Annotated in this window: 29 protein-coding genes; 13 read left to right on the plus strand and 16 right to left on the minus strand. The window is 64.5% G+C overall.

The features are described from left to right. Nucleotides 1–11: 11 nt before the first annotated feature. The 5 genes from QA635_RS01820 to QA635_RS01840 all read right to left on the minus strand — a co-directional run bounded on the left by QA635_RS01820 (nt 12) and on the right by QA635_RS01840 (nt 4,595). On the minus strand, nt 12–797 hold the full coding sequence (locus QA635_RS01820) for a succinate dehydrogenase iron-sulfur subunit (RefSeq protein ID WP_028337893.1): 786 nt from the start codon (nt 795–797) through the stop codon (nt 12–14). A gap of 18 nt (nt 798–815) precedes the next feature. Beyond that, the gene (gene sdhA, locus QA635_RS01825) at nt 816–2,654 is read right to left on the minus strand and encodes a succinate dehydrogenase flavoprotein subunit (RefSeq protein ID WP_057018135.1); all 1,839 of its coding nucleotides are present in this window, start codon (nt 2,652–2,654) and stop codon (nt 816–818) included. A gap of 3 nt (nt 2,655–2,657) precedes the next feature. Next, the gene (gene sdhD, locus QA635_RS01830; protein WP_141341401.1) at nt 2,658–3,032 is read right to left on the minus strand and encodes a succinate dehydrogenase, hydrophobic membrane anchor protein; all 375 of its coding nucleotides are present in this window, start codon (nt 3,030–3,032) and stop codon (nt 2,658–2,660) included. Between the two features lie 14 nt (nt 3,033–3,046). Next, nucleotides 3,047–3,445 (minus strand): succinate dehydrogenase, cytochrome b556 subunit, encoded by a 399-nt coding sequence (gene sdhC / locus QA635_RS01835; RefSeq protein ID WP_028337891.1) that lies wholly within the window; start codon nt 3,443–3,445, stop codon nt 3,047–3,049. Between the two features lie 229 nt (nt 3,446–3,674). After that, nucleotides 3,675–4,595 carry a LysR family transcriptional regulator gene (locus tag QA635_RS01840; RefSeq protein WP_283066460.1) on the minus strand — a complete coding sequence of 307 codons (921 nt, stop codon included), beginning with the start codon at nt 4,593–4,595 and terminating at the stop codon, nt 3,675–3,677. A 144-nt stretch (nt 4,596–4,739) separates the two neighbouring features. On the opposite strand from QA635_RS01840, the gene QA635_RS01845 reads away from it, so the two are divergent. Then, nucleotides 4,740–5,600 (plus strand): sulfite exporter TauE/SafE family protein, encoded by an 861-nt coding sequence (locus QA635_RS01845; RefSeq protein WP_283072157.1) that lies wholly within the window; start codon nt 4,740–4,742, stop codon nt 5,598–5,600. Here QA635_RS01845 and QA635_RS01850 read toward each other — a convergent pair. Next, the gene (locus tag QA635_RS01850) at nt 5,578–6,102 is read right to left on the minus strand and encodes a DUF3658 domain-containing protein (RefSeq protein WP_283066462.1); all 525 of its coding nucleotides are present in this window, start codon (nt 6,100–6,102) and stop codon (nt 5,578–5,580) included. The genes QA635_RS01845 and QA635_RS01850 overlap by 23 nt on opposite strands. A 27-nt stretch (nt 6,103–6,129) precedes the next feature. Beyond that, complete coding sequence (locus tag QA635_RS01855) at nt 6,130–7,659, minus strand: malonate--CoA ligase (protein ID WP_283066464.1); 1,530 nt, start codon at nt 7,657–7,659, stop codon at nt 6,130–6,132. A gap of 86 nt (nt 7,660–7,745) precedes the next feature. Here QA635_RS01855 and QA635_RS01860 point away from each other — a divergent pair, with 86 nt between their 5' ends. Beyond that, complete coding sequence (locus tag QA635_RS01860) at nt 7,746–8,507, plus strand: SDR family oxidoreductase (protein ID WP_283066466.1); 762 nt, start codon at nt 7,746–7,748, stop codon at nt 8,505–8,507. 257 nt (nt 8,508–8,764) lie between these two features. Here QA635_RS01860 and QA635_RS01865 read toward each other — a convergent pair whose 3' ends face one another. Further along, the gene (locus QA635_RS01865; protein ID WP_283066468.1) at nt 8,765–10,126 is read right to left on the minus strand and encodes an MFS transporter; all 1,362 of its coding nucleotides are present in this window, start codon (nt 10,124–10,126) and stop codon (nt 8,765–8,767) included. Nucleotides 10,127–10,479: 353 nt separating this feature from the next. Here QA635_RS01865 and QA635_RS01870 point away from each other — a divergent pair, with 353 nt between their 5' ends. The 3 genes from QA635_RS01870 to QA635_RS01880 all read left to right on the plus strand — a co-directional run bounded on the left by QA635_RS01870 (nt 10,480) and on the right by QA635_RS01880 (nt 12,645). Then, the gene (locus QA635_RS01870) at nt 10,480–11,034 is read left to right on the plus strand and encodes a fasciclin domain-containing protein (RefSeq protein ID WP_057020966.1); all 555 of its coding nucleotides are present in this window, start codon (nt 10,480–10,482) and stop codon (nt 11,032–11,034) included. A gap of 181 nt (nt 11,035–11,215) precedes the next feature. Further along, nucleotides 11,216–11,848, plus strand: a complete 633-nt coding sequence (locus tag QA635_RS01875) for a cytochrome b/b6 domain-containing protein (RefSeq protein WP_028337884.1) — start codon at nt 11,216–11,218, stop codon at nt 11,846–11,848. 11 nt (nt 11,849–11,859) lie between these two features. Beyond that, nucleotides 11,860–12,645 (plus strand): molybdopterin-binding protein, encoded by a 786-nt coding sequence (locus QA635_RS01880; RefSeq protein WP_283066471.1) that lies wholly within the window; start codon nt 11,860–11,862, stop codon nt 12,643–12,645. Nucleotides 12,646–12,740: 95 nt separating this feature from the next. Here QA635_RS01880 and QA635_RS01885 read toward each other — a convergent pair whose 3' ends face one another. Continuing rightward, on the minus strand, nt 12,741–13,949 hold the full coding sequence (locus QA635_RS01885) for a YbfB/YjiJ family MFS transporter (RefSeq protein WP_283066473.1): 1,209 nt from the start codon (nt 13,947–13,949) through the stop codon (nt 12,741–12,743). An 81-nt stretch (nt 13,950–14,030) separates the two neighbouring features. Then, a complete protein-coding gene (locus tag QA635_RS01890; protein ID WP_283066475.1) occupies nt 14,031–14,894 on the minus strand; it encodes an EamA family transporter in 864 nt (287 codons plus the stop codon). 263 nt (nt 14,895–15,157) lie between these two features. Here QA635_RS01890 and leuB point away from each other — a divergent pair, with 263 nt between their 5' ends. Both leuB and QA635_RS01900 read left to right on the plus strand, forming a co-directional pair. After that, on the plus strand, nt 15,158–16,270 hold the full coding sequence (leuB, locus tag QA635_RS01895) for a 3-isopropylmalate dehydrogenase (RefSeq protein ID WP_283066477.1): 1,113 nt from the start codon (nt 15,158–15,160) through the stop codon (nt 16,268–16,270). Nucleotides 16,271–16,381: 111 nt separating this feature from the next. After that, the gene (locus QA635_RS01900) at nt 16,382–17,362 is read left to right on the plus strand and encodes a lysozyme inhibitor LprI family protein (RefSeq protein ID WP_283066479.1); all 981 of its coding nucleotides are present in this window, start codon (nt 16,382–16,384) and stop codon (nt 17,360–17,362) included. An 87-nt stretch (nt 17,363–17,449) separates the two neighbouring features. Here QA635_RS01900 and QA635_RS01905 read toward each other — a convergent pair whose 3' ends face one another. Together QA635_RS01905 and QA635_RS01910 are read right to left on the minus strand one after the other, a co-directional pair. After that, a complete protein-coding gene (locus QA635_RS01905) occupies nt 17,450–17,854 on the minus strand; it encodes a hypothetical protein (protein ID WP_069277254.1) in 405 nt (134 codons plus the stop codon). Between the two features lie 176 nt (nt 17,855–18,030). After that, nucleotides 18,031–18,825, minus strand: a complete 795-nt coding sequence (locus QA635_RS01910; RefSeq protein ID WP_283066481.1) for a hypothetical protein — start codon at nt 18,823–18,825, stop codon at nt 18,031–18,033. 116 nt (nt 18,826–18,941) lie between these two features. On the opposite strand from QA635_RS01910, the gene QA635_RS01915 reads away from it, so the two are divergent. Further along, entirely contained in the window at nt 18,942–19,976 is a 1,035-nt protein-coding gene (locus QA635_RS01915) for an aspartate-semialdehyde dehydrogenase (protein ID WP_028337877.1), read from the plus strand. A 90-nt stretch (nt 19,977–20,066) separates the two neighbouring features. Then, nucleotides 20,067–20,627, plus strand: a complete 561-nt coding sequence (locus QA635_RS01920; RefSeq protein WP_092086973.1) for a TIGR00645 family protein — start codon at nt 20,067–20,069, stop codon at nt 20,625–20,627. A gap of 1 nt (nt 20,628) precedes the next feature. Here QA635_RS01920 and QA635_RS01925 read toward each other — a convergent pair whose 3' ends face one another. Next, nucleotides 20,629–21,285: a carbonic anhydrase gene (locus tag QA635_RS01925; RefSeq protein ID WP_168858194.1), complete on the minus strand. Its 657-nt coding sequence runs from the start codon at nt 21,283–21,285 to the stop codon at nt 20,629–20,631. Between the two features lie 143 nt (nt 21,286–21,428). Here QA635_RS01925 and QA635_RS01930 point away from each other — a divergent pair, with 143 nt between their 5' ends. Next, nucleotides 21,429–22,307, plus strand: a complete 879-nt coding sequence (locus QA635_RS01930) for an HpcH/HpaI aldolase/citrate lyase family protein (protein ID WP_283066484.1) — start codon at nt 21,429–21,431, stop codon at nt 22,305–22,307. A 168-nt stretch (nt 22,308–22,475) separates the two neighbouring features. Here the strand turns inward: QA635_RS01930 and QA635_RS01935 are convergent, their stop codons facing one another. From QA635_RS01935 to QA635_RS01945, 3 genes are all read right to left on the minus strand, one after another. Further along, the gene (locus QA635_RS01935) at nt 22,476–23,264 is read right to left on the minus strand and encodes a glycosyltransferase family 32 protein (protein WP_283066486.1); all 789 of its coding nucleotides are present in this window, start codon (nt 23,262–23,264) and stop codon (nt 22,476–22,478) included. Between the two features lie 93 nt (nt 23,265–23,357). Then, the gene (gene leuD / locus QA635_RS01940; protein ID WP_283066488.1) at nt 23,358–23,960 is read right to left on the minus strand and encodes a 3-isopropylmalate dehydratase small subunit; all 603 of its coding nucleotides are present in this window, start codon (nt 23,958–23,960) and stop codon (nt 23,358–23,360) included. Between the two features lie 87 nt (nt 23,961–24,047). Beyond that, complete coding sequence (locus QA635_RS01945) at nt 24,048–24,446, minus strand: metallopeptidase family protein (RefSeq protein ID WP_016847635.1); 399 nt, start codon at nt 24,444–24,446, stop codon at nt 24,048–24,050. Between the two features lie 115 nt (nt 24,447–24,561). Here QA635_RS01945 and QA635_RS01950 point away from each other — a divergent pair, with 115 nt between their 5' ends. The 3 genes from QA635_RS01950 to QA635_RS01960 all read left to right on the plus strand — a co-directional run bounded on the left by QA635_RS01950 (nt 24,562) and on the right by QA635_RS01960 (nt 26,125). After that, entirely contained in the window at nt 24,562–24,888 is a 327-nt protein-coding gene (locus QA635_RS01950; protein ID WP_283066491.1) for a hypothetical protein, read from the plus strand. 552 nt (nt 24,889–25,440) lie between these two features. Continuing rightward, on the plus strand, nt 25,441–25,674 hold the full coding sequence (locus QA635_RS01955; protein WP_057020951.1) for a Slp family lipoprotein: 234 nt from the start codon (nt 25,441–25,443) through the stop codon (nt 25,672–25,674). 127 nt (nt 25,675–25,801) lie between these two features. Continuing rightward, nucleotides 25,802–26,125 carry a hypothetical protein gene (locus QA635_RS01960; protein ID WP_283066494.1) on the plus strand — a complete coding sequence of 108 codons (324 nt, stop codon included), beginning with the start codon at nt 25,802–25,804 and terminating at the stop codon, nt 26,123–26,125. The last annotated feature ends 26 nt before the right edge of the window (nt 26,126–26,151 follow it).

The following is a 26,151-nucleotide window of genomic DNA, read 5'->3' on the forward strand; positions in this document are numbered from 1 at the left end:
GCTGCAACGGATCAGATCTGGCGTTCGACCAGCTTGAACTTGAGCTCGGCGATCGCCTCGGAGGGATTGAGGCCCTTCGGGCACGCCTTGGCGCAGTTCATGATGGTGTGGCAGCGATAGAGGCGGAATGGATCCTCGAGATTGTCGAGCCGCTCGCCGGTCGCCTCGTCGCGGGAGTCGGTGACCCAGCGGTTTGCCTGCAGCAGCGCGGCGGGGCCGAGGAAGCGCTCGCTGTTCCACCAGTAGCTCGGGCACGAGGTCGAGCAGCAGGCGCACAGGATGCACTCGTAGAGGCCGTCGAGCTTCTCGCGGTCCTCGTGGCTCTGCCTCCACTCCTTCTGCGGCGTCGGCGTCGTGGTCTTCAGCCACGGCTCGATCGAGGCATACTGGGCGTAGAAATTGGTCAGGTCCGGGACCAGGTCCTTCACCACCGGCTGGTGCGGCAGCGGATTGACCTTCACCGCGCCGCCCGCGCCGACGTCGTGCATCGACTTGGTGCAGGCCAGCGTGTTCTGGCCGTCGATGTTCATCGCGCAGGAGCCGCAGACGCCTTCGCGGCAGGAGCGGCGGAAGGTCAGCGTCGGGTCGATGTGGTTCTTGATCCAGATCAGGCCGTCCAGCACCATCGGACCGCAATCATTGGTGTCGACATGATAGGTGTCGACGCTCGGATTCTTGCCGTCGTCCGGGTTCCAGCGATACACCCGAAATTCGCGCGTCTCGGTGGCGCCGGCCGGCTTCGGCCAGGTCTTGCCGCCTGAAATCTTCGAATTCTTCGGAAGTGCGAATTCAACCATGCTTGCTCGCCTTCGTTCTCAGTAGACCCGCGCCTTCGGCGGGATGTACTGCACGTCATTGGTCATCGTGTAGCTGTGCACCGGACGGTACTCGATCGCAGTCTTGCCGGCCGGATCGATCCAGGTCAGCGTGTGCTTCATCCAGTCCTTGTCGTTGCGGTCCGGGAAGTCCTCGCGCGCATGCGCGCCGCGGCTTTCGGTGCGGTTCGCCGCCGAATCCATCGTCACGACCGCCTGCACGATCAGATTGTCGAATTCCAGCGTCTCGACCAGGTCGGAATTCCACACCAGCGAGCGGTCCGACACCGAGATGTCGCCGACGCCGCCATAGACCTTGTGGATCAGGTTCTGGCCTTCCTGCAGCACGTCGCCGGTGCGGAACACCGCGCAATTGTTCTGCATCACATGCTGCATGCTGTCGCGCAGCTTGGCGGTCGGCGTGCCGCCGGAGGCGTGGCGGAAGTGATCGAGCCGGCCGAGCGCGAGATCGGCGGAATCCTTCGGCAGCTCCGGCTGCTTGGCGTTCGCGGTCAGCTTGTCGGCAAGGCGCAGCGCGGCGGCGCGGCCGAACACCACGAGGTCGATCAGCGAGTTGGAGCCAAGGCGGTTGGCGCCGTGCACCGAGACGCAGGCCGCTTCGCCGATTGCCATCAGGCCCGGTACCACCGAATTGTCGTCGCCGTTGCGCTTGGTCAGCACCTCGGCGTGATAGTTGGTGGCGATGCCGCCCATGTTGTAGTGCACGGTCGGCACGATCGGGATCGGCTCGCGGGTGACGTCGACATTGGCGAAGATCTTCGCCGATTCGGAGATGCCCGGCAGCCGCTCATGCAGCACCTTCGGATCGAGGTGGTCGAGATGCAGGAAGATGTGGTCCTTCTTCTTGCCGACGCCGCGGCCTTCGCGGATCTCGATCGTCATCGCGCGCGAGACGACGTCGCGCGAGGCGAGGTCCTTGGCCGACGGCGCATAGCGCTCCATGAAGCGCTCGCCCTCGGAGTTGACGAGATAGCCGCCTTCGCCGCGGGCGCCTTCGGTGACGAGGCAGCCCGAGCCGTAGATGCCGGTCGGATGGAACTGGACGAACTCCATGTCCTGCAGCGGCAGGCCGGCCCGCAGCACCATGCCGCCGCCGTCGCCGGTGCAGGTGTGCGCCGAGGTGCAGGAGGCATAGGCGCGGCCATAGCCGCCGGTCGCCAGGATCGTGGTCTGGGCGCGGAAGCGATGCAGCGTGCCGTCATCGAGCTTGAGCGCGATGACGCCGCGGCAGACGCCCTGATCGTCCATGATCAGGTCGATGGCGAAGAACTCGATGAAGAACTCGGCCGAGTGGCGCAGCGACTGGCCGTACATCGTGTGCAGCATGGCGTGGCCGGTGCGGTCGGCGGCGGCGCAGGTGCGCTGTGCCTGGCTCTTGCCGAAGTCGATGGTCATGCCGCCGAACGGGCGCTGATAGATCTTGCCGTCCTCGGTGCGCGAGAACGGAACGCCCCAATGCTCGAGCTCGTAGACCGCGTCGGGCGCGTTGCGCACCATGTATTCGATCGCGTCCTGGTCGCCGAGCCAGTCCGACCCCTTCACGGTGTCGTACATGTGCCAGCGCCAGTCGTCCTGATGCATGTTGCCGAGCGAGGCCGAGATGCCGCCCTGCGCCGCCACCGTGTGCGAGCGGGTCGGGAACACCTTGGTGATGCAGGCGGTGCGCAGCCCGGCTTCCGAACAGCCGACCACGGCGCGCAGGCCGGCGCCGCCGGCACCGACCACGACGACGTCGTAGGTATGGTCCTGGATCGGGTAGGCCTTGCCGTTCGTGGCCGGGCCACCGTTGGTGGCCTTGCCGTTTCCTTCACCGGCCATGGATCAAACTCCCGACGACAATTTGAGGATTGCGTAGATCGAGGCCAATGCGACCGCGACGCAGAAGAAGTTGTTCGCCATCACGCTGGCGATCTTCAGCTTCTCGTTATGGATGTAGTCCTCGATCACGACCTGCATGCCGATCTTCATGTGCCAGGTGCTGGCGACGATGAAGAGCAGCAGGATGATGGCGATCGGGATCGAGCCGAGGATCTGCGCCGCGCCGGCATGGTTGCGGCCGATCAGCGTGATCACCACGACGATCACGGGAACGATCAGCAGCGTCATCGCAACCGCGGTGAGGCGCTGGCGCCAGAAATCGCCCGTGCCGGTGTGCGCGGAGCCGAGGCCGCGGACGCGCTCCAGCGGCGTGCGCATCGAGGAGGGGCCGCTCATCGTCCACCTCCCACGGCGTAGGCAATGATCCAGACCAAAACGGTCAGCGCGATGCCGGCGACCAGCGCGCCCCAGGTCAGGGCTTCGCGCTCGTTGGCCTTGAAGCCGTAGCCGAGGTCCCAGACGAAATGCCGGATGCCGCTGCACAGATGGTGCATCAGCGCCCATGTGTAGCCGAACACGATCAGCTTGCCGATCGCGCTGCCGGTGAAGGCCTGGACGTTGGCGTAAGCCGAGGGGCCGGAGGCGGCGGCGATCAGCCACCAGGCCAGCAGCAGGGTGCCGAAATAGAGGGCCAGACCTGTGGCGCGGTGGACGATGGACAGCGCCATCGTCAGCGTCCACCGGTAGGTCTGCAAATGGGGTGAAAGCGGTCGTTCGATCCTGGCGGTCATCGGCGGGCTTTATGTTGTGAGGGACCGCGGCCGGCCCATCGGGGAACGCGGTAGAGGAGTTCTATTTACGGAGTCGGATCACCCCGCGCAACGGCCAAATAGCCTTCGGTCGAACCGAAGTTCATTGTTAGAGTTGCCGAATTCTGGTTGATCCGCAGTGTGGTATACCAGATGCAAGGCTGAGCGAACAAAGTAATGAATCAGGATGCTCGTGGATCGATTGGCGCGCTCAGCTGCCCGCAAACGGGGTCCGCAAGGCGTCGATTTCGCCCCACTGCTCCACCAGATAATCGACAAATGCCCTGATCTTAGGCGATGCGAGACGTGACGGCTGAAGCATCAGATGCAGCGGCGTCGGCGCCGCCTCGTGGTCGATCAGCAGGCGCGTCAGGCGACCGCCGGCGAGATCGAACTGCACCTGCCAGGACGGCACGCGGACGATGCCGGCGCCCTCCCGCGCCGCGCTGACCAGCGCGTCGAGGCTATTCATCCAGAGCCGACCGGATATGCGGATTTTGCGACCCGTCTTGCTGCCGTCGGCAAAACGCCACTCCGCGCTGCCGGGCGAATCGGAAAACACCAGGCAGTCATGCCCGGCAAGATCGTCCGGGGTCTGCGGCGCGCCGTGCCGGGCCAGGTAGTCCGGCGACGCGCACACGATCATCTGCAGATCGGTGAGCTTGCGCGCTACGAGCTGCGAGTCGCGCAAGCGGCCGATGCGTATGGCCAGATGGATATCCTCCTCGACCATGTCGACGGCGCGGTCGATCAACAGTAGGTCGACGGACAGCGCAGGATAGCGGTGCAGAAACTCCACCAGCAGGGGCGCGATCACGAGCCGCCCAATCAGGCTCGGCGAGCTGACACGGATCCGCCCCGACGGCTGATGCGGGTCGCGCGCCAGCGCCGCCTCGATCTCCCTGACCTCGCCGAGGATGGATTTCGCGCGCTCGTAGAGAATGCGTCCGTCGTCGGTCAGCGCGAGCTGGCGGGTGGTACGCAGCAGCAGGCGGGTGCCGAAATGCTCCTCGAGCGCGCTGATCTGCCGGCTCACCGAGGTCAGCGAGCTCGGCAGCGCGCGCGCGGCCGCCGACAGGCTGCCGCTCTCGACCGCGCGGACAAAGGCCGCCATCGCCGCAAGCTGGTCCAAACTCGATCCTTCCGTATTTCGCAAGAGAGCCTGCTCAAGAGCATAGATACTCCCGAATCCCAAAAGGGGCTATTGCTCACCGCGAACCGTCTCAGGACGGCGCCGGGGAACCTGGTGTTGCCCTACATCGATACCGCGAAGGACATGATGGCCGGCCTCGATCCCAAGGAGCTAATCGAGCTTGCGCTGCTGCTGATCGCGGTCGGCGCGCTTTCCGGCTTTCTCGCCGGCCTGTTCGGCATCGGCGGCGGCGCGATCCTGGTGCCGGTGTTCTACGAATGCTTCCGCCTCGCCGGCGTCCCGCTCGAGGTGCGGATGCCGCTGTGCATCGGCACCTCGCTCGCGATCATCATCCCGACCTCGCTGAGCTCGTTTCGCGCCCATTATCGTCGCGGCGCGGTCGACATGGCGATCCTGAAGCGCTGGTGGCTGCCGATCGTGATCGGCGTCGCCGCCGGCAGCGTCACCGCGCGCTTTGCGCCGGAGCGGCTGTTCAAGATCGTGTTCGTGATGGTGGCGTGGTCGGCGGCCGCGCGATTGCTGCTGGCGCGCGAGACCTGGAAATTCGGCGACGACGTGCCGAAGGGTTTCCTGATGCGCATCTACGGCTTCTTCGTCGGCCTGTTGTCGACGCTGATGGGCATCGGCGGCGGCCTGTTCGCCAATCTGCTGATGACCTTCTACGGCCGGCCGATCCATCAGGCGGTCGCGACCTCGTCAGCGCTCGCGGTGCTGATCTCGATCCCCGGCGCGCTGGGCTACGTCTATGCCGGCTGGCCCGCCGCCGCGCGCTTCCCCGACGTCACCGCGTTGCAGCTGCCGTTCGCGCTCGGTTACGTCTCGCTGATCGGGGCGCTGCTGGTGATGCCGACCACGCTCGTCACCGCGCCGCTCGGCGTCAAGGTCGCGCACGCACTGTCGAAGCGGGCGCTGGAGGTGGCATTCGGGGCCTATCTCTTCATTGTCGGCGGACGATTTGTGATCAGCCTGCTGGGCGGGCACTGATCGGCTCGTCCTTCAGCCGTACTTCGCTGTGACCCCACCGTCGGAGGTCTCCGACGCCCTCGATCCGATCGGCGTGGGACAGGAATCGCAAGCGTGCTCCGATCATTTCAGGAGCTATCGGCAATTTCAGTTTCTCGCAGTCTGCCATCGCGACCCCTATAATCATCGCGACCTTTTGCCATCGCGATGTCAGGGCCGACATGATGACGTCGTCGAGCGCAGCTTCCGTAGCGCCACGGGGAAGACGCACGTCACTCCACTTCAGTTCGGAGGTCGGGGGAGGCAGTTCTTCGTGAAGCTCCAGCTTCATCAGGTCGCGAAACTGTTCGTAGAGCGGTAGCATCACCTGCCATTCCAGTTCGAGCAGGAGGTCATAAAGCCGACCATCCAATTCAAGCCGCTCCTGCTTTCCGAGCTCCGCAATCGTGATTCGAGCCTTCTTCATCGCCTCGTGCGCGATGACGAGTTGATCGTTAATCTGGATAGCCTGCTCCCGCTTCATCTACCCCCCCACGACGTTCTTGCGGCTTCATCCCTTTGCGTAGATATCCTTATACCTATCGCGCAAAATATTCTTCTGCACCTTGCCCATCGCATTGCGTGGCAACTCGTCGACGACGAAGACGCGCTTCGGCATCTTGAACTTCGCCAGTCGTCCGTCGAGCGCCTTCAGTACTGACGCCTCGCTGACATCGGCGCCCTTGCTGCACACCAGGACGGCGGTGACGCCTTCGCCGAAATCGGCATGCGGCACGCCGATCACGGCTGACTCGATCACGCCGGGCATGGCGTCGATCTCGCTCTCGATCTCCTTCGGGTAGACATTGAAGCCGCCGGAGATCACGAGATCCTTGCCGCGCCCGAGGATGTGGACATAGCCCTTGTCGTCGATCTTGCCGAGGTCGCCGGTGATGAAGAAGCCGTCGGCGCGGAATTCGGCCTTGGTCTTCTCCGGCATGCGCCAGTAGCCCTGGAACACGTTCGGGCCCTTGACCTCGATCATGCCGATGGTCTCGCGCGCGAGCTCCTTGCCGGTCTCGGGATCGGTCACCCGCACCGAGACGCCGGGCAGCGCGAAGCCGACTGCGCCGGGTACGCGGTCGCCGTCATAGGGGTTGCTCGTGTTCATGTTGGTTTCGGTCATGCCGTAGCGCTCGAGTACGGCGTGGCCGGTGCGATCAGACCATTCGCGATGGGTGTCGGCGAGCAGCGGCGCCGAGCCGGAGATGAACAGCCGCATGTGCCTGGTCGTGTCCTTGTTCAGGCCGGGGTTCTGCAGCAGGCGGGTATAGAAGGTCGGCACGCCCATCATCACGGTGGCGCGCGACATGAGCTTGATGATCACGTCCGGATCGAACTTCGGCAGGAAGATCATCGAGGCGCGCGCGAACAGCGTCACGTTGCTCGCCACGAACAGGCCGTGGGTGTGATAGATCGGCAGCGCGTGGACCAGCACGTCCTTGTCCGTGAAGCGCCAGTAGTCGACCAGCGAATACGAGTTCGACGCCAGATTGTCGTGCGAGAGCATCGCGCCCTTGGAGCGGCCGGTGGTGCCCGACGTGTAGAGGATCGCGGCGAGATCGTTATTACCGCGCGGCACGGTGGCGAATTCCTTCGCCGACTTGTCGGCGGCTTCGGTCAGCGAGCCCTTGCCGCTGGCACCGAGCGTCTCGACCTTGGCGCCCACCTTGGCGGCGATCGCCCTGATGCCGTCCTGCTTGGAAGGATCGCAGACCACCAGCGCCGGCTCGGCATCGGTGATGAAGTATTCGAGCTCGTTCAGCGTATAGGCGGTGTTCAGCGGCAGATAGACGCCGCCGGCGCGCACGGTGGCGAGATACAGCACCAGGGCCGAAACCGACTTCTCGGTCTGCGCCGCAACGCGGTCGCCCGGCTTGACGCCGCGCTCAACCAGCACGTTCGCCATCTGGCCGGCGCGCGCGATCAAATCGCCATAGGAGATGCGGCTGCCGTCGAGCTGTTCGATCGCGAGCCGGCCGGGGTCGTCGAGGCCGTCGAACAGGCGGGAAAACAGATTGGCGTTGGTGGTCGTGTTCATGCAAAGATTCCCCGAGGGGCGAAGGGCCGGAAGATTTCGGCTGGATTAGCAAAAACGCCCTTCAGAAAGCAACGGAGACAGTTTGCATGACAAATAATGGGAAACGCGTGGCCTGGGTCACCGGCGGCGGCACTGGAATCGGCGAATCCGGGGCGGAATTCCTGGCTGCGGACGGCTGGACGGTGGTGATCTCCGGCCGCCGCAGGGAAGAACTCGACCGCGTGGTGGCCAACATCACGAAAACGGGCGGTAAGGCCGAGGCGATCCCGCTCGATGTCAGCAACAAGACCGATGTCAATAAGGCCGCCGAGACGATCGTCGCCAAGCACGGCCGCATCGACCTCCTGGTCAACAGCGCCGGCATCAACGTGCCGAAGCGCAGCTGGGCCGACATGGAACTGGAAGGCTGGGACAAGCTCGTCGAGATCAACCTCAACGGCGTGCTCTACTGCATGCGCGCCGTGCTGCCGACGATGCGCAAGCAGAAGGACGGCTGCATCATCAATGTCGCCTCCTGGGCCGGCCGCCACGTCTCGAAGATGCCGGGTCCGGCCTACACCACGACCAAGCACGCGGTGCTGGCGCTGACCCATTCCTTCAACATGGACGAATGCGTCAACGGCCTGCGCGCCTGCTGCCTGTCGCCGGGCGAGGTCGCCACCCCGATCCTGAAGCAGCGGCCGGTGGTGCCGAGCGAAGCCGAGCAGGCCAAGATGCTGCAGCCCGAGGATTGCGGCCGCACCATCGCCTTCGTCGCCAGCATGCCGGCGCGGGTGTGCATGAACGAGATACTGATCAGCCCGACCCACAACCGCGGCTTCATCCAGACGCCGGCGAACCGGGATTAGATGAGGTCCGTCTTCTCCTTCCCCCTGAAAGGGGGAAGGTCGGGATGGGGGTCAGCCGCAGGCGATGCTGTATGCGGAGAGCGCTGATCCCCACCCGCTTTGCTCTGCGAGCAAAGCGACCTCCCCTTTTCAAGGGGAGGTTGGAGCTCCGTAGCCCGGATGGAGCGAAGCGTAATCCGACGGTCTGCCCGCGGAGAGGCTGGTTCCGGATCTCGCTGCGCTTGATCCGGGCTACAAACGACGGAGTCCCGCGCGACTCACTCGATGATCTCGTTCAATTCCTTGCCGGTATGCTCCGGCACGAACAGGAACACGCCGATCGCCATCGCGATCATCAGCACCGGGATACACAGGAACGACAGCGCGAATGAGCCGGTGTGCTGCTGGAGTGCGATCGAGACGAACGGGAACAGCACGAAGCCGACGAAATAGGCGATCGCCCAGACCACGCCGTTGGCGGCGCCGCGGATGCGGGTCGGGAAGATCTCCGCGGTCAGCGTTGTGCTCGGCCCCCAGAAGCCGAGGAAGCCGAGACACCAGGCGAGTCCGAACGCCCAGAGCAGCACGCGGTCCTCGGAATAGACCCAGAGCGTCATGAAGATCGCACCCTCGATCAGGGTGATGATGAAAGTGCGGCGGCGGCCGATCTTGTCGATCAGCCAGCCGACCAGGCACAGTCCGAGGAAGCCGCAGAGCCCGTAGAACACGTAGAACAGGCTGTACTCGGCGGTCGACCAGTGCTTCTCGGTCGATAGATACAGCGGCATCCAGGCGCCGACCGTTCCGTAGATGCAGGTCGAGGCGCAGGCGACGAACAGCGCAACAAGCGTGGCGGGCAGCACGTCGGGCATAAACACCTGGCGGATGCCGACCGACTTGGCCTTGCCGAACCAGGCGCTGTCCTCGGCGCTGACCGTGCCGCCGCGCGCAAGCGTCTCCGAGATGCGCCGCTTGCGGTCCTGCGCGCGCACCCAATAGGGCGATTCCGGGCAGGTGGAGCGGATATAGATCGCAAGCAGCGCGATCACGCCGGGCACCATGACAGCGATGCGCCAGCCGAAATTGGCGGCGACGAGGCCCGTGATCGCACCCGCGAGCGTGGCGCCGAGGCACCAGGCCGAGCGGGTGATGCTGATGACGCGGCCGCGCAGCCGGGCCGGCCAGGTCTCCGCCACCAGCATCGAGCCGAGCGACCATTCGCCGTTGAGCGCGAAGAACAACAGCGAGCGCGCGATCACGAACACCGCGAAGGTCGGCGACATCGCCGCGATCGGCATCAGGAGCGAGAACAGCGCGATATTGACGGCGAGCAGCGTGCGGCGACCGTAGCGGTCGGCGAGCCATGGCCAGAAGTAAAGCCCCGCGATGCCGATGAACAGCGCGATCTGCATGCCGGAGCGATACTCCGGCAGGCTCAGCGAAAATTCCTTGATCACCATCGGCGAGATCAGCGCGAAGATCACGCCGTCCATACCGTCAAAGCCCCAGCCGAGCGCGTTGGCGGTGGCGATGTGCCAATGCGTCTTCGTGATCTCGGTTGTGTCCGCTACCGCGCGGTAGTTGGCGTATTGCAGGTGCTTCTGCTCGAGCGGACCGATGTCGATGCTTGCATCGTTCACCGCAGGTGCGGCGTGGCCGTCAGCCGTGATGCCTCCCCGCGGCCGCTTTCTGCGAAGCCGTGCCGCAACCTCAAGCTGAACCAATCGGCTAGTGGCGGCAAGCAAATTGCTCGCGGCAGCGCACGCGTCCATTCCGCTGAATGGAATGCCTGCCGGGCTGCGCGAGGCGTCGCGTGTACGCAGCGCGCGCCGGCCGGTTTCAACAATCACAAAGAATTATTTCCGGAAACCGTCCGGAAAGCCTGCCGTAGCTCGGCCAACGACGACGCACTGATCAACCAGCACGCGCCGTTGTTGCCCCTTCAACGCCGGCGAAGCCTCGCCGGTCGGCCTACTCATCGGGAGATGAAACCATGTCGAAGCGTATTGCCTATCTCGCCGCCGCCGCCTTCAGCGCGCTTGCGATCACCGCCACTGTCGTGGCGCCGGTCCGTGCCGAGGAAAAGACCGTGATGGTCGGCGGCGCCGCGATGTTCCCGTCGAAGAACATCGTGCAGAACGCCGTCAATTCGAAGGATCACACCACGCTCGTCGCCGCGGTGAAGGCCGCGGGCCTGGTCGGCACGCTGGAAGGCAAGGGCCCGTTCACGGTGTTCGCGCCGACCAATGCCGCGTTCGGCAAGCTGCCGGCCGGAACCGTCGACACCCTCGTCAAGCCCGAGAACAAGGCGACTCTGACCAAGATCCTCACCTACCATGTGGTGCCGGGCAAGCTCGAGGCCTCCGACCTCACCGACGGCAAGAAGCTGAAGACCGCCGAGGGCGAGGAACTGACCGTGAAGAAGCAGGACGGCAAGGTCTGGATCGTCGATGCCAAGGGCGGCAGCTCGATGGTGACGATCTCCAACGTCAACCAGTCGAACGGCGTCATCCATGTGGTCGACACCGTGCTGATGCCGGCGACGTAACACCCGACGGCCTGATTTAGTCCCTCAAAGGACCCGCGACATAGCGAGCCGGCGCCTCGCCCCGGCTCGCATTTTTGTGACCATGTGAAGCAGCCTATATCAAACTGATGATGCCTGACCCCGTAACGGAACGCCGGTTCCGGGCGTATAACCCGGTAACGACCACGAGCAGAGACATCCCATGACGAGCCTTGCCGTCAGCGACCACCAGGCAGAGACCGCGACGCCCGCGAAGGCGATCCAGCCGGTCTGGGTGCGCATGGTGCACTGGATCAACGCCTTCGCGATGATCCTGATGATCATGTCCGGCTGGCAGATCTACAATGCCTCGCCGCTGTTTGGCTTCACCTTCTCGCGGAGCATCACGCTCGGCGGCTGGCTCGGCGGTGCGCTGCTCTGGCATTTCGCCGCAATGTGGCTGTTGATGGTCAACGGCCTGGTCTATCTGGCGCTCGGCTTCGCCACCGGCCGCTTCCGCAAGAAGCTGCTGCCGATCACCCCGGGCGGCGTGATTGCCGACACCAAGGCGGCGCTGACCTTCAAGCTGTCGCATGACGATCTCAGCAAATACAATTCGGTGCAGAAACTGCTCTATGCCGGCATCATCGTGGTCGGCGTCGTCATCGTGCTGTCCGGCCTGTCGATGTGGAAGCCGGTGCAGCTGCATTGGCTGGTGTCGCTGTTCGGCGGCTACGATTTCGCCCGTTATGTTCACTTCACCTGCATGGCGCTGATCGTCGCCTTCCTGGTGATCCATGTCGCGCTCGCGCTGCTAGTGCCGAAGAGCCTGCGCGCCATGATCATCGGACGCTGAGGGAGGTAGTCATGGGTCGTCTCCGCAAGCTCCTGATCCCCGGTGTCGACAAGAAGCTGCTCGTGCGCGATGCGGTGAAGGCGATGCCGGAACTGACGCGCCGTCGCTTCATCACGGCGGGCACCAGCCTCGGCGCGCTGACGCTATTGACCGGCTGCGATGTGGTCGATTCGTCGTCGGCCGAGGAAATGCTGAAACACGTTTCGAAGTTCAACGATGCGGTGCAGGCCTGGATGTTCAATCCGGATGCGCTGGCGCCGACCTTCCCCGAGAGCATGATCACTAAGCCGTTCCCGTTCAACGCCTATTACGATCTCGACGACGCGCCTGAGATCGCAGGCGCTGACTGGAAGCTCGAGGTGCGCGGGCTGGTCGACAACAAGAAATCGTGGACGCTCGACGAATTGTACAAGTTGCCGCAGGTCAAGCAGGTGACGCGCCACATCTGCGTCGAGGGCTGGAGCGCGATCGGCAGCTGGACCGGGACGCCCTTGCGCGACTTCCTCAAGCTGGTCGGCGCCGACACCCGTGCCAAATATGTCTGGTTCCAGTGCGCCGACAAGGACGGCTACAACTCGCCGCTCGACATGCGCTCGGCGCTCCATCCGCAGACCCAGATGACGTTCAAATTCGCCGACGAGATCCTGCCGCGCGCCTACGGCTTTCCGATGAAGATCCGGGTCCCGACCAAGCTCGGCTTCAAGAACCCGAAATACGTGCTCTCGATGGAAGTCACCAACGACTACAAGGGCGGCTACTGGGAAGACCAGGGCTACAATTCGTTCAGCGGGAGTTGACGCGCTGTCGTCCCGGCGAAAGCCGGGACCCATACTCCGCGGCTGAGGGAATAGGCAGGCCGGGAGACGCTCCCCTCCATCGCAACCGCTTGTGGTTATGGGTCCCGGCTTTCGCCGGGACGACGCCGGGAGGGGACCTTCCTCTGAAAGGCCGACAGCAGCGCGCCGAGCGCGAGCATCGCGGCCGAGACGTTCAACGCAAATGACAGGCTGCCGACCGCGTCGGTGATGGCGCCGACCACGATCGGTCCGAGCGTCTGGCCGATGCCGAACGCGATGGTCATCGCCGCGATCGCGGTCGGCCAGGATTGCGGCGGGTAGTTGAAACGCACGAAGGCGGTGGTCGAACCGACCACGGCGAAGAAGGCGACGCCGAACACCAGCGCCGAGATCGCAAGCAGCAGCGGCGAATGCCCGAAGATCGGCAGGCTGGCGCCGAGCGCGTTGACGCCGAGGATGATGGTGGTGGCGAGCCCGCCGCGGTCGAGCGCCAGCACCCGCCCCCAGACCCAGGGCGTCACGAATGCGCTGACGCCGATCAGGCTCCAGAACGCGCTCTGTGCAGCCGCGCCGCCGCCGCCGTCGCGGACATAGGCGATCATGAAGGTCATGTAGGCGATGTAGCCGGCACCGAACAGGAAATAGGCGGCGAGGTAGATCAGGACCGGCATGACAGCGAATTGGGTCCGCACGATGCCGCCGGCGGCGGCATTGGCGTGGAGCGGCGCCAGCATCAGCGGCACGGTCATGATCGCGGAAAGCAGCGTCATCGCCCACCACACGATCCACCACGAGCCGGCGCCGAAGCCCTGCAGCACGAAGGGCGCGATCAATCCGGATGCCAAGATGCCGACGCCCGGCCCGGCATAGAACAGGCTGAGCAGGAAGTTCGCGCGTTCGGGTCGCGATTGCGCGATGGTCGCCGCGAGCGCGCCGCCGCCGACAAAGCCGATGGCGGCGGCGAAGCCCACCAGCAGGCGGGCAAAGCTCAGCACCGCGAAATTGCCCGTGAGGGCGCAAAGCGCCAGCGACAGCGCGCAGGCCAGCGTCGACCAGCGCACCGATGCGGCAAGTCCGAAGCGTTCAATCAGGCGCGAGGCGAGCAGCGCGCCGGCCAGATAGCCGGCGGCATTGATCGTGTTCATGAAGCCGGCGGCCGAATAGGACCAGGCCAGCGAGTCGCGCATGTCGGGCAGCACCAGCGAATAGGCAAACCGGCCGATGCCGAGACCGACCGTCGGTGCGAGCGACAGAATAAGGATCAGCCGCGCGGCATGCGGGTAGGACGGGGCGGGGGCTCTCACAATTCACTCCGGCAATGCGGCCATTGTGACAGGCCGCGGCGGCGCTGCCCAGCGCCGATGCCCGCAACACTGTCTTGCGTATCAGGCAATCAGGACCAGCGCGACGCCGATCACGGTCAGCAGGGTGCCGCCGACGATCCGCGCGGTGATCTCGACGTGCTTGAGCATCATCGCGCTCATCGCCACGGTGACCAGCGGATAGATCGCGGCGAGCGGCGCCACCAGCGTGATCGGGCCGTTGCGGACCGCGGCGAACAGGCTGAGCGCGCTGAGCCCGTTGCTGATTCCGGTCAGCGCGAACCAGAACCGGCCCTCGCGCGGCGCCTGCACCATGAAGCTGCCCTTGCGGACCCGTTGCACGGTCAGCACCACCAGCGAGGACATGATGTAGCCGACCAGGCAGGCCCATAGCGGGCTCGGCCAGATCGCAAGGCCGAGCTTGGCGATCGGCGGCACGATGCCGCGCACCAGCGCGCTGGTAAGCGGCAGCAGCAGCGCCCAGCTGCGCCAATGGCCGAGGTCGCGCGGCCTCGTCACGGTGATGATGGCGGCGCCCGCGACCGCGACGACGAGGCCGATGAGCTGCTGCGGCAGCAAGGGCTCGTGCAGCAGCACCACGGCGGCGGTGACCGCAAACAGCGGCGCCAGATTGCCCAGCGTCGAGGTGATGACCGGTCCCAGCGCCCGGTTTGACGCAAAGGTCAGGAGCGTCAGCGAGGCCGGGAAGAACAGCCCGATCGCCATGAAGATCGGCAGCGCACGCCAGACCACCGGCTCGCCATGCAGGATCAGCGGCGACAGCACCAGGAACAGCAGGGTGAAAGTGGGCACGCTGATCGCGGCGCCCGACAGCGGCTCGACGGTGCGCAGGCCAAGCTGCGCCAGCACCACCCCGGCGCCGAGGAAAATGGCCGAGGCGAAGGCGTAGACGATGGCTGCGGTCATGAGGTCCGTCTTGTTGGCTTCTGAAGGCGCGGGTTGCCCGTTGGGACCATTCTGGGCCGATCCAGGGTGCCTTGCCAATCCGGCTCCGGCGTTTTAGCACTCCGGCCGGATTTCCCCCCGCTCGTCATGCCCGGGCTCGACCCGGGCATCCATCCATCTTCAAAGGCCTTTCGAAGCGGGATGGATTGCCGGGTCATCTGTGCGAGGACGCGCTTCGCGCTCTTGCCCGGCAACGACAACAACGATTAGCTCGAGGTAACACCATGGCGACCCATAAACTGCTGCTTCTCCCCGGCGACGGCATCGGCCCCGAAGTGATGGCCGAGGTGCAGCGCCTGATCGACTGGCTGAATGCGCAGGGCATCGCGAAGTTCGAGACCGAGCAGGGCCTGGTCGGCGGTTCCGCCTATGACGCCCACAAGGTGTCGATCTCCGAGGGCGACATGGCCAAGGCGACGGCGGCGGACGCCGTGATCTTCGGCGCGGTCGGCGGCCCGAAGTGGGACAGCGTGCCCTATGAGGTGCGTCCCGAGGCCGGCCTGCTGCGGCTGCGCAAGGATCTCGGCCTGTTCGCCAATCTGCGCCCGGCGGTGTGCTACCCGGCGCTCGCCGAGGCCTCGAGCCTGAAGCGCGACGTGGTCGAGGGGCTCGACATCATGATCGTCCGCGAGCTCACCGGCGGCGTCTATTTCGGCGAACCGAAGACGATCACCGATCTCGGCAACGGCCAGAAGCGCGCGATCGACACCCAGGTTTACGACACCTACGAGATCGAGCGCATCGGCCGCGTCGCCTTCGACCTGGCGCGCAAGCGCCGCAACAAGGTGACGTCGATGGAGAAGCGCAACGTCATGAAGTCGGGCGTGCTCTGGAACGAGGTCATGACCCAGGTCCATGCGCGCGAATACAAGGACGTCACGCTCGAGCACCAGCTCGCCGATTCCGGCGGTATGAACCTCGTCAAGGCGCCGAAGCAGTTCGACGTCATCGTGACCGACAATCTGTTCGGCGACATGCTGTCCGACATCGCGGCGATGCTGACCGGCTCGCTCGGCATGCTGCCGTCGGCCTCGCTCGGCGAAGTCGATTCGAAGACGAAGAAGCGGCGCTCGCTGTTCGAGCCGGTGCATGGCTCGGCGCCCGACATCGCCGGCAAGGGCCTCGCCAACCCGATCGCGATGATCTCGTCGTTCGGCATGGCGCTGCGCTATTCCTTCGACATGGGCGAGCTCGCCGACAAGGTCGATGCCGCGATCGCGGCCGTGCTCGCCAGCGGCTTGCGCACCGCCGACATCAAGTCGGAAGGCACCACGCCGGCCAGCACGAGCCAGATGGGCGAGGCGATCCTGAAGGAATTGCAGAAGCTGCACGCGTGACGGCTCTGCCGTCATTCCGGGGCGATGCGATCGGAATGACAACACCAAGATGGAAAATGCCGGACCGCTCCGGCATTTTCTTCTTAGCGGGGTGACCTGGAGGGTGATCGCGTGCGTGCCGTTGGTATTGCCGTTGCATCGGTCTTGTTCGCGCATCCAGCCCTTGCGATCGATTGTACGGCTGCCAGCAGCGCTGCGGAGAAGGCGATCTGCTCGGACCCAGATGCGCGCAGCGCCGATGCGGCGCTTGGCAAGGCGTATGGCCAGCTGCGCAACTCGTTGTCCGCCGACGCATCGTCTGGATTGCGACGTTCCCAGACGGAATGGATACGATCACGAGACGCGGTCTGCGCCGCTCCCAATGCAATCAAGCCATTGTCCGAGTGCATTGCCGTGCAATCCAGGGCGCGACAGGCGTTTCTCGATGGAAGGCCGCGCGCCGGGGACGTCTCGGACCGCTTGTTCCGACGGGTTTTCATCTCGCGGCCGGCGAAGAACGGTTCGGTGGACCTTTCCATCAGCGCGATCGAATTCGTCGGCAACGGTGATTGGCAATCGCGGCTGAACGTGCTGCTCGACAGCGCCGTGAAGCGGGCAATCTCCGACGCCGAGGCGGGAAAGGAGAACCCGGGACCTCATGACAACTATGAGGTCAGCCTTGAGATTGACGTTCCCTACGCGTCCTCGCGGCTGGTTTCGGTGCACGTGACCGGCGGAAGTTATCTCGGGCAGGCGCATCCTGATTCGGGCAGCTACAACATCAACTTCGACAGGACGCTGAACCGGCAACTAAGGTTCGACGATCTGCTCGACGAAGCCGGCGCTAAGCCGATTTTCGAGTTCTGCCGTTCGGAGGTCGCGAAGCAGAAAAAGCAGCGTTCGGATGACCCCGGTCACTGGAAGGATGACGTCGAACTGACGGAAGTCAGTGAGAATTCAAAAGACCTGAAGTCCTGGAGTTTCGACGCCACAGCAGCCGTCATCGACTATGGCACCTACGGTTTCGGAGGATACGGGCAATGCATGTGCAGCTGCACGATTCCGTATTCGATGCTGCGTCCGATGGTGAAGAAGGATTTTCCGCTTCCTTAAGCGGACGACGCTCGCAGGCGTGGCGTCATCAAACAAAAATGCCCGGCCGAAGCCGGGCATTTTCGTATCGGCTGCTCGCCGAAATTCTCAGTACAGCGGGAAATTCCGCGGATAGCCGCCGAGATCGGCCGGCGGGCTGAGCGGCTGGCGATCGATCGGGCGGTTGTTGTTCTCGCGCGCGAACGAGGGATAGCCGATATCCGGTGGATAGGCGTAGTCGTTGAACTTACGATCGCCGGGCAGCACTTCGGTGCCGGCGTCGAGCCAGGAGCGCGTGGTGACGTAAACGCGGGTGCGCGGGCCCTGCTGATAGACACGGTTCGGACCTTGGGCGCCGTAATAGCGGCGGCCGTCGCGGTCATACTGCTCCTGCTGCTTGCGCTTGGCCGGGCTCTGCGCGCTGGCCGCGGTCATGCCGAACGCGGTTGCGGTGACGGCAGCCGCGGCAAGCAACACCACGAGCTTGTTCGCGGCAGGGAATTTCAAGGTCATCGCATCCTCGTCATTACGGCCCCGTCGGGGCTGGCGCGTCCGCCAAAATCACTCGGAACACATTGTAGCCATGGTGGGGAGGCCGTCACTAGGTCAATTGCGCCACACCGGCCGAGATAATGCGTGTCCAAGCGCAAAAGTTTCATGAAAACCAGTGCCTTGCCACGGTCTCGCCATCAAAGGGCGCCGCGCAGGCGCGGGTTCTCGCTGCCCATGACCCAGTCGGCCGACAGGGCGGGCACGCCGGAGGTAACGCAGTCGGTGCGCTTGAGCTCGGCATGCGCGAACAGGGCGGCGAGCCGCGGATCGTTGCCCGCAGCCAGCAGGGTCAGGCGGTTCAGCATGCAGACGATCGCGGCGCGGCGCGCCGGCAGGCTGGTGCCCTGGCAGGTCCAGCCGGAGATTCGAAGGTCAGGCGCGTCGGCCTGCTTGAGGAAGCCGAGGCAGGCGCGGTCGCCGTCCTGCCGTGCCGGGCGCAGCAACGTGACGCTGCCGAACTTGCTGTCGACGATGCCGGCAGCCTCGAGCTCGCGGACGCCGCCCGGGTCGAGCCGCCCGGCAATCTCGGTGACCGCAGGCCCCAAGGCCTCGCCGCCGGGGCGGTAGATTTCCAGCTCGGCGACTGTTGCACCGTTGGCATCGGCCCAGCGGAAGACGTCCTTGCGGCCGCCCTCGGGGTGCCGGAAGATCTCGTAAGTCTCTGTTTTATCTCGCAGATCGAGCCGGCTCACGGCAAAGGCCGGCGCCGTGCGGCCGGCCGGGCTCCAGCCTGCGGCGGCAGGGGCCGCCATCGCCGTTGCGTCGGGCAGTTGCTTCCATAGATAGTTGCCGAGGACGACGAACAGCGCGAGCACGGCGACATAGGCGAACAGCCGGGAGAGCGTGGCGTACACCTCGTCGACGAAGCTCGTCAGTGCTGACGGAATTCTCGTATGATGGGGCGCGGCCGGATCGGCCCGAAATAAACGCATCAAAACGCTCAAAAGCTACGCAACGTTGTCTTGACGGGGTTTCTCGCATAGAAGCGCTGCCTCTTCCCTTTCCGCAGCTTGCGGGGGAACGGGCATTTTTCGTCGGAGAGTGAACGATGGGTTACAAAGTCGCGGTGGTCGGAGCGACCGGCAATGTCGGGCGCGAAATGCTCAACATTCTCGACGAGCGCAAATTCCCCGCCGACGAGGTCGTCGTGCTGGCCTCGCGCCGCAGCGTCGGCATCGAGGTCTCCTATGGCGACCGCACGCTGAAGGTGAAGGCGCTCGAGCACTATGACTTCTCCGACATCGACATCTGCCTGATGTCGGCCGGCGGTTCGGTCTCCAAGGAATGGTCGCCCAAGATCGGCGCCGCCGGCGCGGTCGTGATCGACAACTCCTCGGCCTGGCGCATGGACCCGGACGTGCCGCTGATCGTGCCCGAAGTGAACGCGGATGCGACCGCCGGCTTCACCAAGAAGAACATCATCGCCAACCCGAACTGCTCGACCGCGCAGCTCGTGGTCGCGCTGAAGCCGCTGCACGACAAGGCGACGATCACGCGCGTCGTGGTCTCGACCTATCAATCGGTGTCGGGCGCCGGCAAGGACGCGATGGACGAATTGTTCTCGCAGACCAAGGCCGTCTACACCAATGACGAGCTGGTCAATAAGAAGTTTCCGAAGCGCATCGCCTTCAACGTCATTCCTCAGATCGACGTCTTCATGGAAGACGGCTACACCAAGGAAGAGTGGAAGATGATGGCGGAGACCAAGAAGATCCTCGATCCGAAGATCAAGCTCGCCGCGACCTGCGTGCGCGTGCCGGTCTTCGTCGGTCACTCCGAAGCCGTCAACGTCGAGTTCGCCAATCCGATCACGCCGGACGAGGCGCGCGACATCCTGCGCCGCGCGCCGGGCTGCCTCGTGATCGACAAGCACGAGCCGGGCGGCTACGTCACGCCCTATGAGGCGGCCGGCGAGGACGCGACCTATATCAGCCGCATCCGCGAGGACGCGACGGTGGAGAACGGCCTGTCGTTCTGGTGCGTGTCGGACAACCTGCGCAAGGGCGCGGCGCTCAATGCCGTGCAGATCGCCGAAGTCCTGATCAACCGCAAGCTGATCACCGCCAAGCAGAAGGCGGCATAGCAGCATGATCCGGAAAAGTGTGAAGCGGTTTTCCGAAGAGATCATGCTTTAGCGGCAAGCGCGAGAATACGGCGTCAGGAAGCGCGTGGCATGGCGGAAGCGGAACAACCGGCGACCTATCGGCCCAATCCGACGCTGAAGCGGGTTGAACGTCGTTTCGAGAACCTGCTGTTCAACAGCCGCTGGCTGATGGCGCCGTTCTATTTCGGCCTCGTCATCAGCCTCGCGGCGTTGCTGTTCAAGTTCTGCATGGAGCTGTGGCACTTCATCCTGCATGTGCCGGATGCCAAGGAATCCGACATCATTCTGGGCGTGCTGGCGCTGATCGACATCTCGCTGACCGGCAATCTGATCCTGATCGTGGTGTTCTCGGGCTACGAGAACTTCGTCTCGAAGATCGATCCGGAAGGGCATCCGGATTGGCCGGACTGGATGACCAAGGTCGATTTCGGCGGCCTGAAGCAAAAACTGCTGGCGTCGATCGTCGCGATCTCGGCGATTCAGGTGCTGAAGGCGTTCATGAACCTCGATACCGCGTTCGACCCCAGCAAGCTCGCCTGGCTGGTCGGCGTGCACCTGGTATTCGTGGTGTCGTCCTTCATGCTCGCGATCTCCGACCGCTGGGGCAGCGGCCATCACGGCAACGAGTAGATTACTGGTCTGATTTCAGCTCGTCGCGGACGCTGATGAATTCCTTCGCGACCCGGTCGAGCACGAACAGCGAGCCCTCGGCGACGCCGAAATAGGCACCGTGCAGCTGCATCTCGCCGCTCTCGACGCGTTCGCGCACGAACGGGAAGGTCATCAGGTTCTCCAGCGAGCGGAACACCGCGGCCTTCTCGATGCGGACGACGAAATCCTGCATGGTCTCATGCTCGCGTTGCTCGACGATTTCGCCGGGCTTGATGAACATCTGCATCCATTTGCCGATGAAGTCGCCGGGCGTGAGCGGCTTGATCTTGTCGACGAAGGCGCGGATGCCGCCGCACTGCGCGTGGCCCAGCACCACGATGTTCTTCACCTTCAAAACGGTCACGGCATATTCCAGCGCGGCCGAGACGCCGTGGGCGTTGCTGTCGGGCTGATAGACCGGAACCAGATTGGCGATGTTGCGGACCACGAACAACTCGCCGGGGCCGGCGTCGAAGATCACCTCGGGCGAGACGCGGGAGTCGCAGCAGCCGATCACCATGGTCTCGGGAAACTGGCCGCGCTCCGAGAGGTCCTGGTAGCGCGACTGCTCGGTCGGCAGCCGCTGGGTCGCGAACGTCCGGTAGCCGTCGATCAACTGCTTCGGAAAGAATTTCATGGCCTCTGGCTAACCACATGCGGGTAACGGGAACAAGACTTTCGGCGTGTGGCCTGAGATGATACGGCAGCGTTGAAGAATGGTTCCCGCCCGATGCCTAAACAATGGCCACCGGCGGAGCCCGAGCCCCCAGGAGAATGTCGATGACCCGTCCGCGCCGCAGCTTGTTGTTCATGCCGGGATCGAATGCACGGGCGCTGGAAAAGGCCCGGACGCTGCCGGCGGACGGCATTATCCTCGACCTGGAGGATTCCGTTGCCCCCGACGCCAAGGCCACGGCGCGGGAGCAGATCGCCACGGCGGTCGCGGCCAAGGGCTTTGGCAAGCGCGAGGTTCTGATCCGCATCAACGCGCTCGACACGCCCTGGTGGGTCGACGACATCGGCATGGCCGGCAAGGCGCAGCCGGACGGGATCCTGGTTCCCAAGATCTCGACCGTCGCCGATCTCAACGCCGTCGCCGATCGCCTCAGCGACATCAATGCGCCTGCCTCGATCCGGGTCTGGGCGATGATCGAGACCGCGCGCGCGGTGCTCGACGCCGACAAGCTGGCCGCGGCATCGAAGGATTCCGAAACCCGGCTCGCCGGCTTCGTGTTCGGGCCGAACGACATTGCGCGCGAGACCCGGATCCGGATGAAGCCGGGCCGCGCGGCAATGATCCCGACGATCACGCATTGCATCCTGGCGACCCGCGCGCACGGGCTCGAGATCCTCGACGGGCCCTATAGCGACATCAGCAATGTCGACGGCTTCGCGGAGGAATGCGCGGAGGGCCGCGATCTCGGCTTCGACGGCAAGACGCTGATCCATCCGAGCCACATCGATGCCTGCAACGCGATCTTCACGCCGCCGGAGGCCGAGGTCGCCGAGGCGCGCAAGATCATTGCCGCCTTCGAGAAACCGGAGAACGCCTCGCGCGGCGCGATCCAGCTCGACGGCCGCATGGTCGAGCGCCTGCACGCCGAGATGGCCAGGCGCACCATCGCGATCGCCGATGCGATCGCCGCGATGGGGCATTAGCCAGCGAGGCGTCTTCCTTCTCCCCCTGTGGGAGAAGGTGGCACGAAGCGCCGGATGAGGGGTTGTCTCCGCTTCCTTGATTCTCCCTTGGGGAGAGAACCCCTCACCCGGCTTCGCTTCCCGAAGCCACCTCTCCCACAAGGGGAGAGGGTGCAGCAGTGTTTTGCGTTACGCCCCAAACCTCTCCGCTGCCCACGCGTAGAGGCTGCCCGGGATCGGCGCCTCCTTGCCGCGCCCTTTCGGCGAGATGTGCAGGCCGATGATCCCGGGATCATTCAGGTAGCGCGAAAAATCCGACGGCTCGAAGAACAGCTTCGGCTCGGCATGCACCGCGTAGAACGATCGCTTCGGCAGCGCGTGCTGCAATTCGCCTGCGCGGCGCGCCAGCGCGGTCAGTGCCGCCGGACCGTAGATCGCGACACGGATGTCTGCGAGGCGGTTGGATTTGCCGCGCAGCCGGCGCATCGCAAAGGTCAGGCGGTGCCGCAGCGCCAGCCAGTCCGGGATCAGCTCGTCCTGCTGCATCAGCGCATCGAAGGCGCGCACGATCGGATCGTCGGGCGGCAGATACAGCACGGAGTTGCCGAGCTGCCGCGGCCGCTCCCAGGCAAAATAGGGCTTGGCCGGATCGAGCTCGACGCCCTTCAGCAGCAGCACGTCAGCGTCGAGCCAGAGGCCGGCGCGCCGCGCCATCAGCCGCATGCGGAAGAAGTCGCTGAACTGCAGCATGGTCCAGTCGCGCCACGAGCCGTCGGGCTCCGCCGGGCGCAGCTTCTCCGCGAACGAATGCGGCAGCACGGCTTCGGCTTCGGCATTGCCGATACCGTCGGGCAGGCCGGGAATCGGATCGAAACTGTAGACGGTGACCTTGTGCCCCGCCGCCGCCTGCGAGCGCAGGCAGGTCTGGCGCAGCGCGTCCATCGAGCCGTGCCAGAAGGTGACGATATCAGGCAGCATGCGCGTCAGCTATCAGCGGGTTTGCGGCGAGCGAATTCGGCAAAGAAAAGCCCCGGCGCCTGACGGCACCGGGGCACGATGATGGGCTGAGCCTCAAGCCCAGGCGCGTTCCTTGAGCTTGGACTCGTAACTGTCGATCGACGATTTCTTTTCCATCGTCAGGCCGATGTCGTCGAGACCGTTGATCAGGCAGTGCTTGCGGAACGGATCGATCTCGAACTTGACCTTGCCGCCGTCCGGACCGCGGATCTCCTGGTTGGGGAGGTCGATGGTCAGCGTCGCGTTGGCGCCGCGCTCGGCGTCGTCGAACAGCTTGTCGAGGTCCTCCTGCGACACGCGGATCGGCAGGATGCCGTTCTTGAAGCAGTTGTTGTAGAAGATGTCGCCAAACGAGGTCGAGATCACGCAGCGGATGCCGAAGTCGAGCAGTGCCCAGGGCGCGTGCTCGCGGCTCGAGCCGCAGCCGAAATTGTCGCCGGCGACCAGCACCTTCGCGTTGCGATAGGCGGGCTGGTTGAGGACGAAATCCGGGTTCTCGCTGCCGTCATCCTTGTAGCGCTGCTCGGAGAAAAGCCCCTTGCCAAGGCCGGTGCGCTTGATGGTCTTGAGGTACTGCTTCGGAATGATCATGTCGGTGTCGACATTGATGATCTTCAGCGGCGCCGCGACGCCTTCCAGCGTGGTGAACTTGTCCATCGGTGCTCTTCCCGGGCAAAAAATAGCGGAGATCGGCCGGATGTTTATCGCGAATGTGACAGCGGTAAAAGGGCCATTTCTGCAGGGCTAGCCCGCATCGGCCTCAATCGCCTCCATATCGGCGTCGGAGAGGCCGAAATGGTGCCCGATCTCATGGATCAGCACGTGGCGAACGATGTGGCCGAGGGTCTCGTCGTGCTCCGCCCAGTAATCCAGGATCGGCCGGCGGTACAGCCAGACCAGGTTGGGCAGCCGGGCCACGTCGCTATGGCTCTGCTGCGGCAGGCCGATGCCCTGAAACAGGCCGAGCAGGTCGAACTCGCTCTCGGCCTGCATCTCGTCGAGCACCTCGTCGGTCGGAAAGTCGTCGACGCGGATGATCAGGCCCTCGCAGAGGGCCCGGAACGTCTTGGGCAGGCGCTCGAAAACCTCGTGCGCCATGGCCTCCATCTCGGCCAGCGAGGGGGCTTTTTCTGTGGTCCACATGACACTCCTTTAGCGCGAGTGCTATCGGCGGCGCCAGCGCAGTTGACCTTGGCGGCGCAATGGGAGACCGTGCCGCCCACGAATGGGGCTCAAGAATCGAGCTTGGGTGGGCGTAATGAAACGGATCGTGGCGACAGCGCTGTTGGCTGTAGCAGTCGGGCTCTCGCTCCCGGCGACAAAGGCGCAGGCACAGAGCGCGGCGGCTGAGGCGCGCGTCGGCGAGGCGACACCGGTCGCGCGCACGCGCGTCGTCGAGCGACGCCGGCTGAAGCGCGTGCCGATCTACCGGTCCCGGCCCGATCATTGGGAACCCGATGTCATCCCGCGCTACAACCCCGGTCCGAACGCTGTGCGCGACTGCACCGCGACCTATGTGCAGGAGCACCGGCCGAGCGGTACCGTGATCACGCCGCGCATGAACTGCTTCTGGCGGCCGGGCTAGTTACGCGTATGTCGGCGCATCGCGCCGATCATCGCAACAGCCGCGATCAAACCTGTCGCCCATAAACCGCCGCCGCCATCAGCATCCGCGTGCGATGGCTTGCGGTGCCGATGTCGTCGCCCGGTCCTTGGCGGCGAGCGCGACATCGCCGAGCATGATGAAACAGCTGAGCGCCGCGAGGGCTGTTCGAAGCAGCCACCTGCGTGCGCGTTTGTGTCATGGCAATCCTGCAACGGACAGAACGCGAGATACGACCATCGTCTATGTCGTTTGCACACCAACGCGAAAAATCGCGCGCAGTGCAGGAACCTGAAGCGCGCCGGCAGCATTCATGTTCGTGGCGCAGTCATTCACTTCCCATTCACGTCGTCCGCATTCTGCTAGCGATCTGCGTCGCGGCAACGGCGTCGATTCGAAAGCTGAAGCGTTTCCAGCGGAGCCTGTCCCGCGCGTGATGCGGGACGGACACCAGTTCGCGTGAGGAAAACGCGTCAAGCAGAAGTTCAAGTCGTCGCTGCAAGACGTGACATCAAAGGATCAAGGAGACAATTCATGAAGGCGATGAAGGTTCTGGGGCTCGCGGCTGTCGGTGCCGTGTTGGTGTTGGCGGCGCCGGCCGAGCGTGCAAGCGCGATGTCGCTCGCCACGCCGGGCACAGCCGCCACGGTTCAGGACAACGCGAACCAGGCGACCACGCAGGTACGCTGGGGTGGGCGCGGCTGGCATCGTGGCTGGCATCGCGGACATCACCGCGGCTGGGGGCATCGTCGCCACTGGCGCCGTTGATCGCGCGGCGTATTAGCGCAGTTGAGACACAGGCCCGTGAGCAGCGGGCCTGTTGTCGTTCTCAGCCATCAAACCGGCAGATTCGCCCACGCGAGATGATATCCATCGCAATCTGCAGGAGTTGATCATGATGAGATGGATCGGTGTCGCGGCTGTCGCTTGTACATTCGCGTCGACGGCGCCGGCATCGGCAACCGCCGCGGCATCAGCCAAGCCGCAGCAGCAAGCAGGCAAGGCGACTGATATCAGCGCGCAACGCCATCATCACCACTACCATCGTCGCCACTATCACCACGGCTACCGTCCTTATTACCGGCCGTACTACCGGCCCTATTCCTATTATCGGCCGTACGGCTCCTATTATTACGGGCGGCCCTATTACTATCGGCCGTACCCCTATGCTGCGCCGGCGCCATTCACCTTCGGCTTCGGGTTCGGCCCGTTCTGGTGATGCACGCAGTCGCGCCGTGCGCGACA

The sequence above is a fragment of the Bradyrhizobium brasilense genome (assembly GCF_029714345.1).
Lineage (GTDB): Bacteria > Pseudomonadota > Alphaproteobacteria > Rhizobiales > Xanthobacteraceae > Bradyrhizobium > Bradyrhizobium australafricanum.

What these genes read in the sequence shown, in the direction of transcription:
- QA635_RS01820 (WP_028337893.1), bottom strand. Translation starts at nt 797, where the DNA reads ATGGTTGAATTCGCACTTCCGAAGAATTCGAAGATTTCAGGCGGCAAG.
- sdhA (WP_057018135.1), bottom strand. Translation starts at nt 2,654, where the DNA reads ATGGCCGGTGAAGGAAACGGCAAGGCCACCAACGGTGGCCCGGCCACG.
- sdhD (WP_141341401.1), bottom strand. Translation starts at nt 3,032, where the DNA reads ATGCGCACGCCGCTGGAGCGCGTCCGCGGCCTCGGCTCCGCGCACACC.
- sdhC (WP_028337891.1), bottom strand. Translation starts at nt 3,445, where the DNA reads ATGACCGCCAGGATCGAACGACCGCTTTCACCCCATTTGCAGACCTAC.
- QA635_RS01845 (WP_283072157.1), top strand. Translation starts at nt 4,740, where the DNA reads ATGATGGCCGGCCTCGATCCCAAGGAGCTAATCGAGCTTGCGCTGCTG.
- QA635_RS01850 (WP_283066462.1), bottom strand. Translation starts at nt 6,102, where the DNA reads ATGAAGCGGGAGCAGGCTATCCAGATTAACGATCAACTCGTCATCGCG.
- QA635_RS01855 (WP_283066464.1), bottom strand. Translation starts at nt 7,659, where the DNA reads ATGAACACGACCACCAACGCCAATCTGTTTTCCCGCCTGTTCGACGGC.
- QA635_RS01860 (WP_283066466.1), top strand. Translation starts at nt 7,746, where the DNA reads ATGACAAATAATGGGAAACGCGTGGCCTGGGTCACCGGCGGCGGCACT.
- QA635_RS01870 (WP_057020966.1), top strand. Translation starts at nt 10,480, where the DNA reads ATGTCGAAGCGTATTGCCTATCTCGCCGCCGCCGCCTTCAGCGCGCTT.
- QA635_RS01875 (WP_028337884.1), top strand. Translation starts at nt 11,216, where the DNA reads ATGACGAGCCTTGCCGTCAGCGACCACCAGGCAGAGACCGCGACGCCC.
- QA635_RS01880 (WP_283066471.1), top strand. Translation starts at nt 11,860, where the DNA reads ATGGGTCGTCTCCGCAAGCTCCTGATCCCCGGTGTCGACAAGAAGCTG.
- QA635_RS01890 (WP_283066475.1), bottom strand. Translation starts at nt 14,894, where the DNA reads ATGACCGCAGCCATCGTCTACGCCTTCGCCTCGGCCATTTTCCTCGGC.
- leuB (WP_283066477.1), top strand. Translation starts at nt 15,158, where the DNA reads ATGGCGACCCATAAACTGCTGCTTCTCCCCGGCGACGGCATCGGCCCC.
- QA635_RS01905 (WP_069277254.1), bottom strand. Translation starts at nt 17,854, where the DNA reads ATGACCTTGAAATTCCCTGCCGCGAACAAGCTCGTGGTGTTGCTTGCC.
- QA635_RS01910 (WP_283066481.1), bottom strand. Translation starts at nt 18,825, where the DNA reads ATGCGTTTATTTCGGGCCGATCCGGCCGCGCCCCATCATACGAGAATT.
- QA635_RS01915 (WP_028337877.1), top strand. Translation starts at nt 18,942, where the DNA reads ATGGGTTACAAAGTCGCGGTGGTCGGAGCGACCGGCAATGTCGGGCGC.
- QA635_RS01920 (WP_092086973.1), top strand. Translation starts at nt 20,067, where the DNA reads ATGGCGGAAGCGGAACAACCGGCGACCTATCGGCCCAATCCGACGCTG.
- QA635_RS01925 (WP_168858194.1), bottom strand. Translation starts at nt 21,285, where the DNA reads ATGAAATTCTTTCCGAAGCAGTTGATCGACGGCTACCGGACGTTCGCG.
- QA635_RS01930 (WP_283066484.1), top strand. Translation starts at nt 21,429, where the DNA reads ATGACCCGTCCGCGCCGCAGCTTGTTGTTCATGCCGGGATCGAATGCA.
- QA635_RS01935 (WP_283066486.1), bottom strand. Translation starts at nt 23,264, where the DNA reads ATGCTGCCTGATATCGTCACCTTCTGGCACGGCTCGATGGACGCGCTG.
- leuD (WP_283066488.1), bottom strand. Translation starts at nt 23,960, where the DNA reads ATGGACAAGTTCACCACGCTGGAAGGCGTCGCGGCGCCGCTGAAGATC.
- QA635_RS01945 (WP_016847635.1), bottom strand. Translation starts at nt 24,446, where the DNA reads ATGTGGACCACAGAAAAAGCCCCCTCGCTGGCCGAGATGGAGGCCATG.
- QA635_RS01950 (WP_283066491.1), top strand. Translation starts at nt 24,562, where the DNA reads ATGAAACGGATCGTGGCGACAGCGCTGTTGGCTGTAGCAGTCGGGCTC.
- QA635_RS01955 (WP_057020951.1), top strand. Translation starts at nt 25,441, where the DNA reads ATGAAGGCGATGAAGGTTCTGGGGCTCGCGGCTGTCGGTGCCGTGTTG.
- QA635_RS01960 (WP_283066494.1), top strand. Translation starts at nt 25,802, where the DNA reads ATGATGAGATGGATCGGTGTCGCGGCTGTCGCTTGTACATTCGCGTCG.